This is a genomic window from Segetibacter sp. (assembly GCF_025963695.1).
In the GTDB taxonomy this organism is placed as follows: Bacteria; Bacteroidota; Bacteroidia; order Chitinophagales; family Chitinophagaceae; genus Segetibacter.
The window spans coordinates 44,236-57,018 of sequence record NZ_JAOQAH010000107.1 but is presented as its reverse complement, the minus strand read 5'-3'; the positions used below and the strand labels follow the sequence as shown (position 1 = coordinate 57,018).

At 40.2% G+C, this 12,783-nt stretch carries 14 protein-coding genes; 7 read left to right on the top strand and 7 right to left on the bottom strand.

Translation table 11 applies throughout. The features are described 5' to 3' along the window. Both JWR87_RS18925 and JWR87_RS18920 read left to right on the top strand, forming a co-directional pair. Window positions 1-289, top strand: a 289-nt coding sequence (locus tag JWR87_RS18925) for a C-terminal helicase domain-containing protein (RefSeq protein ID WP_297823211.1), incomplete at its 5' end; no start/stop codon positions are given. A 108-nt stretch (window positions 290-397) separates the two neighbouring features. Then, window positions 398-760, top strand: a complete 363-nt coding sequence (locus JWR87_RS18920; RefSeq protein ID WP_297823210.1) for a DUF1801 domain-containing protein — start codon at window positions 398-400, stop codon at window positions 758-760. Between the two features lie 65 nt (window positions 761-825). Here JWR87_RS18920 and JWR87_RS18915 read toward each other — a convergent pair whose 3' ends face one another. The 3 genes from JWR87_RS18915 to JWR87_RS18905 all read right to left on the bottom strand — a co-directional run bounded on the left by JWR87_RS18915 (window position 826) and on the right by JWR87_RS18905 (window position 4,414). After that, window positions 826-2,478 (bottom strand): M1 family metallopeptidase, encoded by a 1,653-nt coding sequence (locus tag JWR87_RS18915; protein WP_297823209.1) that lies wholly within the window; start codon window positions 2,476-2,478, stop codon window positions 826-828. Between the two features lie 83 nt (window positions 2,479-2,561). Beyond that, window positions 2,562-3,572, bottom strand: a complete 1,011-nt coding sequence (locus JWR87_RS18910; RefSeq protein ID WP_297823208.1) for an electron transfer flavoprotein subunit alpha/FixB family protein — start codon at window positions 3,570-3,572, stop codon at window positions 2,562-2,564. Window positions 3,573-3,667: 95 nt separating this feature from the next. Beyond that, the gene (locus tag JWR87_RS18905) at window positions 3,668-4,414 is read right to left on the bottom strand and encodes an electron transfer flavoprotein subunit beta/FixA family protein (RefSeq protein ID WP_297823207.1); all 747 of its coding nucleotides are present in this window, start codon (window positions 4,412-4,414) and stop codon (window positions 3,668-3,670) included. 106 nt (window positions 4,415-4,520) lie between these two features. Here JWR87_RS18905 and JWR87_RS18900 point away from each other — a divergent pair, with 106 nt between their 5' ends. Beyond that, complete coding sequence (locus JWR87_RS18900) at window positions 4,521-4,832, top strand: hypothetical protein (protein ID WP_297823206.1); 312 nt, start codon at window positions 4,521-4,523, stop codon at window positions 4,830-4,832. A gap of 128 nt (window positions 4,833-4,960) precedes the next feature. Here JWR87_RS18900 and JWR87_RS18895 read toward each other — a convergent pair whose 3' ends face one another. After that, window positions 4,961-5,098, bottom strand: a complete 138-nt coding sequence (locus JWR87_RS18895) for a hypothetical protein (RefSeq protein WP_297823205.1) — start codon at window positions 5,096-5,098, stop codon at window positions 4,961-4,963. Window positions 5,099-5,271: 173 nt separating this feature from the next. On the opposite strand from JWR87_RS18895, the gene JWR87_RS18890 reads away from it, so the two are divergent. Both JWR87_RS18890 and tilS read left to right on the top strand, forming a co-directional pair. Further along, window positions 5,272-6,957 carry a glutamine--tRNA ligase/YqeY domain fusion protein gene (locus tag JWR87_RS18890; RefSeq protein ID WP_297823203.1) on the top strand — a complete coding sequence of 562 codons (1,686 nt, stop codon included), beginning with the start codon at window positions 5,272-5,274 and terminating at the stop codon, window positions 6,955-6,957. An 80-nt stretch (window positions 6,958-7,037) separates the two neighbouring features. Continuing rightward, complete coding sequence (gene tilS, locus JWR87_RS18885; RefSeq protein ID WP_297823201.1) at window positions 7,038-8,468, top strand: tRNA lysidine(34) synthetase TilS; 1,431 nt, start codon at window positions 7,038-7,040, stop codon at window positions 8,466-8,468. Window positions 8,469-8,476: 8 nt separating this feature from the next. On the opposite strand, the gene JWR87_RS18880 is transcribed toward tilS, so the two are convergent. Next, window positions 8,477-8,614, bottom strand: coding sequence for a hypothetical protein (locus JWR87_RS18880; protein WP_297823199.1), 138 nt, complete (start codon window positions 8,612-8,614; stop codon window positions 8,477-8,479). Window positions 8,615-8,638: 24 nt separating this feature from the next. On the opposite strand from JWR87_RS18880, the gene JWR87_RS18875 reads away from it, so the two are divergent. Further along, window positions 8,639-10,318, top strand: coding sequence for a carbamoyltransferase C-terminal domain-containing protein (locus JWR87_RS18875; protein ID WP_297823197.1), 1,680 nt, complete (start codon window positions 8,639-8,641; stop codon window positions 10,316-10,318). 166 nt (window positions 10,319-10,484) lie between these two features. Next, window positions 10,485-11,237, top strand: coding sequence for a PIG-L family deacetylase (locus JWR87_RS18870; RefSeq protein ID WP_297823195.1), 753 nt, complete (start codon window positions 10,485-10,487; stop codon window positions 11,235-11,237). An 83-nt stretch (window positions 11,238-11,320) separates the two neighbouring features. Here JWR87_RS18870 and JWR87_RS18865 read toward each other — a convergent pair whose 3' ends face one another. Together JWR87_RS18865 and JWR87_RS18860 are read right to left on the bottom strand one after the other, a co-directional pair. Beyond that, window positions 11,321-11,986 (bottom strand): porin family protein, encoded by a 666-nt coding sequence (locus tag JWR87_RS18865; RefSeq protein WP_297823193.1) that lies wholly within the window; start codon window positions 11,984-11,986, stop codon window positions 11,321-11,323. Between the two features lie 194 nt (window positions 11,987-12,180). Beyond that, window positions 12,181-12,723 (bottom strand): hypothetical protein, encoded by a 543-nt coding sequence (locus JWR87_RS18860; protein ID WP_297823191.1) that lies wholly within the window; start codon window positions 12,721-12,723, stop codon window positions 12,181-12,183. Window positions 12,724-12,783: the final 60 nt, after the last annotated feature.

The following is a 12,783-nucleotide window of genomic DNA, read 5'->3' as shown; positions in this document are numbered from 1 at the left end:
GGCTGAACTCTTTGAAGTTCGCTCAGCCTTTACAGTCAATACAATAGACAGCTTCCAGGGACAGGAGCGTGATGTTGTGTATATAAGTATGACCCGAAGTAATGCTGAAAATGTTATTGGCTTTCTCGCCGATATCCGAAGAATGAACGTTGCAATGACACGTGCCCGAAAAAAGTTGGTAGTCGTTGGAGACAGTGCAACCCTTTCTCAACTCGATTTTTATACTGACTTCATAAACTACGCCCAGCAAAAAGATGCATATCAAAGCGCCTGGGAGTTTATGGAGTGATAAACAAATTTCATTTCTGATCTTGCTATAACTGTTATAAATGTATGTCTTAAGAAGCGTGGGCAAAAAACCGTGCTCTGAAAAACCAAATTTTAAACAATACATTCAATGAAAACTAATTTTACAACTGTAGACGAATACATAGAAACGTTTCCGGAAGCGGTTCAGGCCATAATGGAACAAATTCGCAGGATAATTAAAACAAATGCACCAGAAGCAATTGAAAGTATTTCATACCAAATCGCGGGTTATAAAACAAACGGAAAACCGCTGGTTTATTTCGCAGGCTACAAAAAGCACATCGGTTTTTATGCAACACCTTCGGGCCATAGTGGATTTGCTGAAGAATTGTCGAAGTATAAGCAGGGAAAAGGCTCGGTGCAGTTTCCCCTTGACCAACCTGTTCCGTACGATTTGATAGAACGAATTGTGTTATTTAAATTAGAAGAAAATTCAGTGAAAAGTAAATAAAGCCATTGCCAAACTTTTTATTGCCATCGTTTGCGCTCCTTTTTTTAAGACCCCTTTAATTCTACCTATTCTACTAATTTTCCTTCCTTGTTTAAAAGGGTGAAAAAGTCATCCAAACTTGCTCCCGTTGCCTGTTCAAAAGCAGCTTTCATATCTGCTGGTCGGGGATGTTTAAACTTCCAGAGGGAGAAATAATGTTGAAAGGCAGAGTCTACTTTTTCACGTCCTACAGACAGCTCAAGCAGGTGCATCCATTCAGCAGCTTTTACGTAAGCAGTTAAACCATAATCTTCGCTGCTTGAGTAGTTTGCAGATGGAGTCTCCAAAGCAGGTTGAATAGGTATTGACATCATGGCCTGGTACACTGAGGCCTGGAAAGTTGGCTCATCAAGTTTCTTAATTGCTGGTGGTATCCTGTCTCCAAAAATTGCATTTGACCGGTACTTTGCTGCTTCGTATCTAAATTGGTAATAGGTATTCATGCCTTCGTCCATCCATGGATGTGTTCTTTCATTTGAACCCAACATGCTCATAAACCAGTTGTGTCCGACCTCGTGTGCAATAACAGCATCAAGTGTTTGCGGTTTGGCATCAGGGCTGGTAATTAGGGTTACCATAGGGTATTCCATTCCGCCGCTTGAATTGTTTTTCGGTCCTTCAACTGCCTGTACTGTCGGATAAGCGTATTCACCTATCCATTGGCTGTAACGCGCTACAGCATCTTTTACATAGTCAATACTGTTTACCCATTGAGTGTTGCTTTTATTATGGTAAAACGTAAAGGCATCTATTACTTTGCCCGACGCCAGTTTCATTGTGTCGTATTCTATGATAAATGCTTTGTCTGCAAACCATGCAAAATCCGGAACACTGTCAGCATAATAATTCAGCGTTTTAGTTGCTGCTGAAAATGTAGGCGAATACATTTTTGGCTCCTTGCCAGCCTTATTTGCGGCGTTGAAAGCACCGATCGTTTTATATAAAGCTGCTTCGGAAGGAGTTTGCAAAACACCGGTAGCGCTAACGATATATTGGGAGGGTACAGTAATGTTTACATTGTAAGAAGCATACTCGCTGTAAAACTCACCCATGTCAAGGTATGGCATCTCGTGCCAACCGTCTTTATCAAATACCGCTGGTTTGGGGTACCATTGACAAACCATAAATTCTCCGTCTGCAAAACCTGAGCGTGAAAAATAGGAGGGAAGCTGCACTTTGAATGGAGTGGCTATGGTAGCGGAGTCGCCGGGTTGCAAAGGCTTAGGCAAAACCACTTTGATAACGTCGATGTACTGCGCATTTGGATGAGGCTCGATCGTAGCTTTAGCACCATTAACCGTAAAGGCAAGATTGCTTATATAGCCTGTAGTGGGTTGTTTTAGTTTTTCTTTTCGTTGAGGGTCGCTTTTGATTTGTTGAAAAAGCGCGGTAGACGGGTCTTTATAAGCATTGGGGTAAATGTGAAACCAGATATAGGAAAGCGGTTGAGGCGAATTGTTTTTATAAACAATAGTCTCTGAACCAGTAATTGATTTCTCTTTTTCGTTTAACTGTGCTTTTATGTTGTATCGGAGATATTGCTGCCAGTAAGTGTTCTGTAGGTTTTGGGCCGATGAATGAAAATATACAAATAGAATAAAAACGAAGACTAGTTTTTGCATTCGCGAAAATAAAGCAATTAGTTCAGGTTGCAGGTTAGCCGGGGGTGTTAAAGGCATGTCAATTAAGAAAGCATTTTTAACTGCAAAACCTGGTTTCAACCACTTATTGCCCTATCTGTCAGAAGTCGCAAACTCACTCTTTAAACTCCTTTCAACTTTTTTACTTCTTCCGTTAGTTTTGGTAAGACTTCAAAAAGGTCACCTACGACACCGTAGTCTGCCGCTTTAAAAAATGGAGCTTCCGCGTCTTTGTTTATTACCACAATTACTTTACTTCTATTTACTCCGGCCAGGTGTTGAATGGCACCGGAGATACCGGCAGCTACATACAAATTTGGAGCAATCGCAATACCGGTTTGCCCAACGTGCTCATGATGTGGTCGCCAGTTTGCATCGGCAACAGGGCGGCTGCAAGCCAGGGCAGCATCTAATGCATGAGCAAGATCTTCAACTATTCCCCAGTTTTCAGGTCCCTTCAATCCGCGTCCGCCGCTTACTACCCGGGTGGCTTCAGTTAAAGGGATTTCACCGGTTACTTTATCGGTTGAAGTTACTTTTACTTTGGGTGCATCTGCTGCCACGTTTACGGAAACCACTTCAGCAGTTCCTTCGCCGGCTACTGCTTTAAAAGCGTTCATGTTTAGTGAAATGATTTTAATGTCTGTATTTAAAGACACGTTCGCAAATGCTTTTCCGCTGAAGACCACTTTTTTTACTACAAACCCATTTGTTGTGTCGGGTAAGCTTACAGCTGCAGGAACCATGGCAGCTTTTAGGCGCGCAGACAATCTTCCGGCTATTGCACGGCCTGTGTTGTTATGGGCTAACACCAATACTGTTGCCCCTGTTAGCTGCACAACTTCGGAAATTACCTTTGTGTACACCTGTGCATCAAAAACATTCAAAGTTTCGGTGGCAACGTGATGCACTTTTTTTACACCATATTTTCCCAGGGCCGCAAGGTCGTCCGTGGTTGTTCCAGCTACCAAAGCTGCTGCTGTTGTCCCCAACTGTTCTGCCAGTTTAGCTCCGTATGAAAGTGCTTCGAAAGCTGTTTTTTTAAACTGGCCACCGGTTTGATCTGCAAATATTAAAACCATATATACGCCTCCATCTCCCAAGCGGGAAGAGTTATTTAGAAATGTTTTCAAAAAATGTTTATAAAAGAACTTGCTGTTGAAGTGTGCGACGCAACAATGTTTAGGTCAGGATAGATGCCCGTTACATAAACTTCTTTCTTTGACTGCTATATCACCTTCGCTTCTTCGTGCAGAAGCCTTACCAGTTCAGCCATATTATCGGGGCTTATCATTTTAACGCCTGCTTTTGGCGGAGGCAGTTCAAAACTACTGATGCTTGTTAATTCATCGGCTTCAACCGGTTCAACCACTTTCAACGGCTTCGTTCGGGCAGACATTATTCCGCGCATGTTTGGAATTCGTGCTTCAGCCATTCCTTTCTGGCAACTAACAACCACCGGAACCTGTACTTCATTTACTTCTTCGCCGCCTTCTATTTCGCGGGTAACTGTTGCTGTATTGCCATTGATCTCAAATTTTGTAGCAAGGGAAATATAAGGAAGATCAAGCAGTTCTGCCACCATTGCGCCAATTGAAGAGCCATTGTAATCGATGGTTTCTTTACCGGTAAACAGAAGGTCGTAGCCACCTGTTTTGGCAACTTCAGCTATTTGCGAGGCTACATAAAAACTGTCCTGCAGTTTGGTTGTATTTACCCGAATCGCTTCATCGCCTCCAAGTGCCAGCGCTTTGCGAATAATAGGGTCTGCATCCGCTCCGCCAACCATCACCAGGTGCAGCACTGTTGACGCATCTTTTTCTTTTAATTCGATTGCCCTTACTAAGGCATACCACTCGTCGTAGGGATTGAGTATCCACTGAACGCCGCTTTCTTCAAACTGAGTATTACCATTTTTGAAAGCTATTTTTGCGGTAGTGTCGGGCGTCTTGCTAATACAGACTAATATTTTCATGCAAACACGTTTGAAGTAATTAAAGTTGTTTATGCAACCAATTACTACAAATATAAGTGTCCTTTATTTTTGATAAAGCTTTTAAAATAAATTATTTTCTAAAATTATGGATCGGATAAATAAATTAAAGGAATACCTTAAATCTTCTCCCGCTGACAGTTTTTTACAGCATGCACTTGCCCTGGAATTCGTAAAGATTGGCGACGATTGGGAAGCGAGAAAATTATTTGAAAATATTCTCAGCAACGACCCAAAATATGTTGGTTCATACTATCATTTGGCCAAGCTTCTTGAACGAAACTTTGAAAACAAGCTGGCAATAGAATGGTATGAAAAAGGGATGGCTGCTACTAAAGAAGCAGGCGACCAACATAGCTACAATGAGTTGCAGGCAGCCTACGAGGATTTGGTATATTAAATAATGAGCGAGACGTAACCAACCCGCCTGTGGGGTTTTCTTATGTAATTTTTTTTTAGGGTTGACCTGCCTTACAATTGCTGTCAACATGGTTGTGTCACTCACGTGTACTACAAATCTTTTTTGAGCTAGTTGGCCATTCCTACAACAATAGCCTCAATTGCTGAAAAGAGTTTCAAATGGCGGCTTACTATAAAATTTGTTCTTTCTTTTATGGCCACAACCAGGGCGGTGGTTGCCAACAGCCTTGTTATCATAGTTTTCATTTCTTCATCATTTTCATGCAAAAGAATAGTGCAGAGATCTGCAGAAAAAGGCAAAAGTGAAGAGCGGATAACAAGTATGTGATGACCCCTCACATATTTAACCCGAATTGTAACTTTTTGTTTTTGTTGAATGGAAAGTCAAATTCGTAAATTCGCAGCCAATACATGTATTAATGAGTGTCGAAAAAATAAAGACTGAAGAAAAGAGCCTGAACTTTCTGGAAGAAATTGTAGAAGAAGATTTGGCCAGTGGAAAATATAAGAGCATTGTTACCCGCTTTCCTCCTGAACCAAATGGCTACCTGCACATTGGACACGCAAAAAGCATTTGCCTCAATTTTGGTCTTGCTTTAAAATATGGTGGTAAAACCAACCTTCGTTTTGATGATACCAACCCGGTAAAAGAAGATGTTGAATATGTAGACAGCATAAAGGAAGACGTAAAGTGGTTGGGTTTCGAATGGTCGCAGGAATTATATGCCTCCGATTATTTCGATCAGCTTTATGCGTTTGCTGTAGGCCTGATTAAAAAAGGCCTTGCCTATGTTGATGATAGCACTCCCGAAGAAATAGCTGCCCAAAAAGGAACACCTACAGAACCGGGAAAAGGAAATGATTTCCGTAACCGAAGCGTGGACGAAAACCTGGATCTGTTTGCTAAAATGAAAGCAGGTGAGTTTCCGGATGGTGCAAAGGTGCTGAGGGCTAAGATAGATTTAGCGAGCCCAAACATGCAAATGCGCGATCCCCTGATGTACCGTATAAAACATGCACATCACCACAGAACAGGAGATGCCTGGTGCATGTACCCCATGTACGATTTTGCTCATGGACAGAGCGATAGTATTGAGCATGTCACTCATTCCATTTGCACGTTAGAATTTATTCCTCATCGCGAATTGTATGATTGGTTTATAGATAAGCTTGAAATTTTTCCAAGTCATCAATATGAATTTTCGAGGTTGAATATGACCTACACTGTCATGAGCAAGCGCAAGTTGCTGCAACTGGTGGAAGAAAAGATGGTGGATGGCTGGAACGATCCCAGAATGCCAACAATAGCGGGCTTTAGAAGACGTGGATATACGCCCGAAAGCATCCGCCTGTTTTGCGAGAAAATAGGCGTGCAGAAAAGGGAGAACCTGATAGATCTTAGTCTCCTTGAGTTTTGTGTGCGCGAAGATTTAAATCGAAATGCTGTCCGGAGAATGGCAGTGCTTGATCCGGTAAAACTTGTTATTACCAATTATCCTGAAGGGCAGGTTGAGGAATTAACAGGCGAAAATAATCCCGAAGCAGAGGATGGCGGAGGAACCAGGTCAATACCTTTCTCAAAAGAGCTTTGGATAGAACGCGAAGATTTTATGGAAGAACCTCCTAAGAAATTTTTTAGGCTTGGTGTAGGTTTAACGGTTCGTTTAAAATATGCCTACATCGTTAAATGCACCGGTTTTAAAAAGGATGACGCCGGTATTGTGAGAGAAGTGTATGCCGAATACATACCTGAAAGCAGGAGTGGTAACGATACCAGCGGAATAAGCGTAAAAGGAACTATGCACTGGGTAAACGTACAAAATGCATTGACCGCAGAAGTCAGGCTATACGACCGGTTATTTAGGGTTGAAAACCCGGCAAATGAAGAAGGCGACTTTAAAGAGTATATTAACCCCGATAGCTTACAGGTGTTATCAAATGTCTTTATCGAACCGGCCTTAGGTGAAGCTCTTCCCCGAGAGCCTTACCAATTTTTGAGAAAGGGTTATTTCTGCCTGGATGAAAATAGTAGTTCGGATAAGTTGATCTTTAATAGAACTGTGGGCTTGAAAGACACGTGGGCGAAAGAAGTAAAAAAAGGATAATTGTTGATTGATAGATTATTTAATTACTACCAATAAGAAAAGCCGGCCCGATAAGCCGGCTTTTCATTTATTTTACCAATATGAATTTGTTAGAAAGTTTTATTCAGCACCTTAAGCAATTTGCTTTTATTCAGTCTAAGCAAAAACAGTTACTTGCTGTAAGTGGGGGAGTAGACAGTGTTGTTTTGTGCCACCTGATGTATCATGCCGGCTATAATTTCGTGATTGCCCACTGCAATTTTCAACTAAGAGGAGCGGAAAGTGAAAGAGATGAACAGTTCGTAAGAAGCCTTGGTGAAAAGTATGGTAAACAAGTTTTGGTTCAAGAATTTGAGACTGAAAAGTATGCAACAGACAATAAAGTTTCCATTCAAATCGCAGCCAGAAGACTTAGGTATGATTGGTTCAACTCAATAATAAACGGGGAAGAAGTAATGGCTAATAAGGAAACTGCAAGCCCTCCTTTCATGGGGCAGCCAGAACTTACAACCGACAACTCACCACTCACCACCGACAACTCACACCTCAAGCCTCAATTCATCGTAACGGCCCACCATGCAAACGACAACATCGAAACAATATTGATGAATCTTTTTAAAGGAACAGGTATTGCCGGTTTACATGGCATTTTACCTGTACAAGCAAAAATTTTCAGACCATTACTATTTGCAAAAAAGGAGGAGCTGTTGGAGTATGCGACGCAAAATCAATTGAGCTATGTGGAAGATAGTTCGAACCTGACCGACAAATACACGCGGAACTTTTTTCGACAACACCTTTTCCCCGTACTAAAAGAAATCTATCCCCAAGTTGAGGACAACCTGCTAAAGAATATTGAGCGGTTTACCGAGGCTGAAGAGTTGTACAAACAAGCAGTAGAACAGCACAAAAAGAAATTGCTCGAAGTAAAGACAAACGAGATACATATTCCCGTTTTAAAGCTGCAAAGAAGCGCCCCGGTTTCAACGATAGTTTATGAGATTATAAAGGATTTTGGATTTAATGCTAACCAGGTTGCGGAAGTTGTAAGGCTGCTTGAAAGCGAAACAGGTAAATACGTTCTATCACCCTCCCACCGGATAATTAAAAACCGAAAATGGCTGATCATATCTCCCATTGCAACAACCGAAGCATCCAACATTTTAATAGAAGAAAAGGATAAACAAGTAATTTTTAATGGGGGAGAATTGCTTCTAAGAACAGTTAAACCAGGCGGCAATTTTCAAGTTCCGTTAGACAAAACTATCGCCGCTGTCGACGGTGCTTTAATTGCATTTCCCCTGCTTTTACGAAAATGGAAACAAGGTGATTATTTCTACCCCTTAGGTATGAAGAAAAAGAAAAAGTTGAGCCGCTTTTTTGGCGATCAGAAACTTTCAAAGACTGAAAAGGAAAATGTTTGGGTGGTAGAAATGGATAAAAAAATCATCTGGATTGTTGGCCATAGGATAGATGATCGTTTTAAGATAAGTGCTGCAACAAAAGAGGTACTAGAACTCAGGCTTCAATAATAAGCTGCTTAAATTCCATCGCTACCTGCTAGTGCATTCTTTACACTTTCTCTTGCTTCATCTGCGTACTTGCTGTTATCGTAGAAGTAGTGTTTTAATTTGTTGTGGTACAATTTTTTATAATACAATGAAAAGTATTTACACATCAAATTCTAAACTTTTTCTTGCTTATGAGCGCACCTTCTATCCTGGGAATCAACAGGACACAAGATGGAACTATTTCAATATTCGAAGGCGGTAAACATGTTATGTCAATTCATAAAGAACGATTGACAAAACGCAAACATCACTGGGGAAGATTGGGGGATATGAAGTTGTATAAAGAACGTATTCCTGCAGTAGACCGACCATATGACCTGGTGGTGGAATGTTGGAGCGCTGATACCGAGATTGAAAAAAAAGAACAATACCACGAGGAACTTAGAACAGTTCTAAATCTAAAGCCCGATGCGCGTATTATAGAAATTTCTCATCACCTTTCCCACCTATATAGCTGTTACCCTCCCAGCGGTTTTGAGAAGTGTGCAGTTATGATTATTGACAGTGTTGGTAGCCCGGTCGAACACATTAAGTACGACTATCCGGGCAAAGAAGGTAAGGCAAATTTGTTTGAGGTTGCCTCTTATTACTATTGCGCTAATGGCGAAATCAAGTGCATTAAAAAGCAGCTGCACGATCGTAATCCTGAAGCTCCTCATGGGTTGGGCAACTTCTATTATAAGCTCACCAATTGTTTGTTCGAAGGCGAGGGCAGCGAAGGCAAAGTGATGGGCCTTGCCGCGTATGGTAATCTTGATGCACTGGACTTGCCTGACTTAATTGTAAAGGAAGGAGAAGTCTTTATTCCGGAAGAATGGCAGCAGATGTTTAAGAGCAAAGAATACGCGTATAAAGAAGAGATAAAAACCTTTCAGGAGAAAGCCGATTTTGCAGCCAAAGGCCAGGACGTTTTTGAGAAGGCTTTAATTGAGATTGCAAACTGGTTAAGCCAGGTAACAGGTACAAAGAACATTGCCTATGCCGGAGGTTGTGCACTCAACTGTGTAGCCAATACCAAGGTGTTAGAGCAAGGGTACGACTTGTTTATTCCTCCCGCTCCGCATGATGGTGGTTCATCTGTTGGCTGTGCTTTATACGGTGCTATCGAGTGCTATAAAATTAAAAACGATTATAACTGGCGGTTAGATTACTTAGGCCCGGATGTAAATATTCACGAAGTAACAAAACTGCTTAAAAATTATCCGGACCTAAGCATCGAACAGCCCGATAATCTGATAGAAGTTTGCGCAAACCATTTGTATTGGGGCAAAATCTTGTGTGTGTTTCAAAGCAATAGTGAGTTTGGCCCAAGAGCGTTAGGCAATCGCAGTATAGTCGCTGATACCCGGTATGCCGTAAATAAATTTTGGATCAACGCCTTTATAAAGGGCCGCGAATGGTTTCGCCCGATTGCGCCTTTTGTTTTAGAAGAGGATGTAAGCGAATATTTTAAGTTTAAAGGAAGAACTCCTTTCATGCTTTTTACTGCCTTTTTGCAGGATAAGTACAAAGACAAATTCCCGACAATTGAGCACGTAGATCACAGCGCCCGAATACAAACCGTAAGCAAGCAAGACAACGAGTTTATCTACAACCTGATGAAAAACTTTAAGCAAAAAACAGGCGTTGGTATTATCGCAAATACTTCCTTTAATGGAAAAAATGAAACGATGGTCGAGACGTTAACCGATGCAATAAATTGTTATGTCAATAATGCAATTCATTACCTGGTCGTTCCTCCTTACATCATTTCAAAAAAGAACGAAGTGGCTAACCCTATGAAGCTAATGAACGCAAAGGTTGCCCAATAAGCGTTGTTATGTAAGCAGGCAGTTGAGCTATAGTTGAACATCGTTGTGTCACTCACTTGTACGGGTAATAATTCTATTCAACATGCTTGCTGCCTGCTTCTCTTCTTTTAACGATTATAGTTATGTTTTTCTTTCAACCAAATATGTAGAAAGGTGACCATAACAAATGAATGAGCCATTGAAACTTTATATTCTTTCTCCACACATCGACGACGCTGCGTTTGGCTTAGCGCTTACTATTTCAAAGTGCGCCAACAATAATATTCCTGTCACAATCATTAATTGTTTCACTGTTACAAGATGGACCGCCATACCGGTAGAAAATAAGGAGACTATTGCGGTAAGTCTTTTAAGAAAGTCTGAAGACGCAGCATTTTATAAAACCTTAAACGAAAACATCAATATCATTAATCTTGATCTCCTTGATGCTCCTTTAAGAAACGGCTACATTTTTCAAGAGCAACCTTTCCGGCAAAATGAGCTTGATTTAATAGAAGAGTTAAAAAATTTGCTCGAACAAAATGTAGACGGATTGCTGCTTTGTCCCTTAGGTATTGGCAGTCATATAGACCATGCAATTTGTCGCGCTGCAGTTGTTCAGCTGTATGTTAATTTAGACGTTCTTTTCTACGAAGATCTCCCATATGCTAAAAGAATTTCACATCAACAACTAGAACTTCATGTAAAAAAACTTGAAGAAGACTTAGGGGTTAGCCTGGTAAATAATACAGATGGTTTACTCAATTGCGGTATAGATAAAGAGCAAGCCATAAGATTATATCAGAGCCAAATGAATGAAGACATTGCCTCTGAAATAATCGCTCATTTAAATGATCTGAAAGGAGAAAGAATTTGGGGGGAAGAAACGCACTTAAATAAATTAAGAACCGCTTTGCAGAAATACGAGTCAGATTATTGAGATAACCATTTTATATAAATACTACTAAAAAGAAAAAGCTCACTCGCTTCAATCCTTGAAGCCAATGAGCTTTTTTAATGATACTATAAACCCATTCCTATACCTACTTTAAAGGATTGATTATAAGAATTAATATTTCTATTTGCATCAGCTTTCAATAATCCATAATCGTACGATGCCATTACATTAATTCCACGGCTGATCTGGTACCCCAATCCACCTGTAAAACCAAAGTCCATCTTGTTAAACTGATTGGTCGCATCCATCTTGTTATTTAGCAAATTAAATCCTAACACACTGGCGGTAGTAGTAAGGTTTGCATTAACAAGATAAGAAAGTTGTGGACCTGCAAATATCTGAAAGCCGTTGAAATTTGCTTTTACAACCACTGGTATATCTATATACTGGGAATTCAATTTTGCCTTCGCATTGGCACCTAAAAATTCAACACCTTTCAAATTTAATGCGCCCTTCATTTCGTATCCTTTCTGTGAGTAATACAAAGCAGGTTCTACTGACACGTTCGAACTAATAGGTATAGATGCATAGCCTCCAGCAAAGAAACCCTGGCGATTGCTTGTGGCAATCATGCCGTTTGTAAAATCGAGCATGTTTCCGAGATTGTCAACTGCATCGCCCCGCATACCCGAGGAAGTAACACCTGCTCTGATTCCGAAAGCCGGCTTCACCTGGCCCATTGCAAGCGTTGAAATAATAATAGTGGCTAAAAGTAAAATTTGCTTTTTCATATAAATGGTGAACGTAGTTTTTCAGTCGTTCAGTTCCTGCAAAAGCAAATAGCCACCCAGATTTTATTGTAGTGAGATAACTTTTTGTTAAAGCAAAAAGTTTAATTTTCTTAAGGAGATAAAATTTGTGTTTTAGTAAAATCAAGATCAGTGATAGTTGGTAAGCGGTATTTAGCTTTGCCTTTCTCGCAGGTTTATTTCTTTACGTAGTTGAATGTAAATTTTGGTTCATTCAGCTGTTCATGAATATATTTTTCCCAATCCTTTTGCCTTTCCTTGTTAAGCGAATGGTTCGTTTCTACGTCGTATTGTTGTTGCGATAAATGATATTCTATTTTCTTTTGGTTGAATATCTGCTGTATTTCGTTTTTATAATCATTTGAGTATTGATAGGTCTCAAAAGCCTCTTTTAATTTTCTTGAATATAATCCTGCAATATCAAAGTGCAGCTGCTCATGTTTTAATAAATCTTCTGACTGGTATTCTTTTTTGCACCACGAAAGATTCTTATGGAAGTTAGCAAACACGTCAAAAGAAAAATTTGTAGGGCTTTTGAAATTGTATGTAAATCTTACTTCTGCAAAACTTTCTGCATCAAACCGGCTGGTATCATTAACATGGCCTGCAAAGTCAAACCATTGAAGTAGTTGTGTCTTGTTCCAAACTATTCTGCTCTCTTGAGCGAAGGAGTGTATGGTAATTGTACTTACAAATGAAATAATTAGAAGAGCTTTCACCTAACTTTCTCTTAAATAGCGTTAATGATTTTTTTTAAACGCTGATTTAGGTTAAAAAGT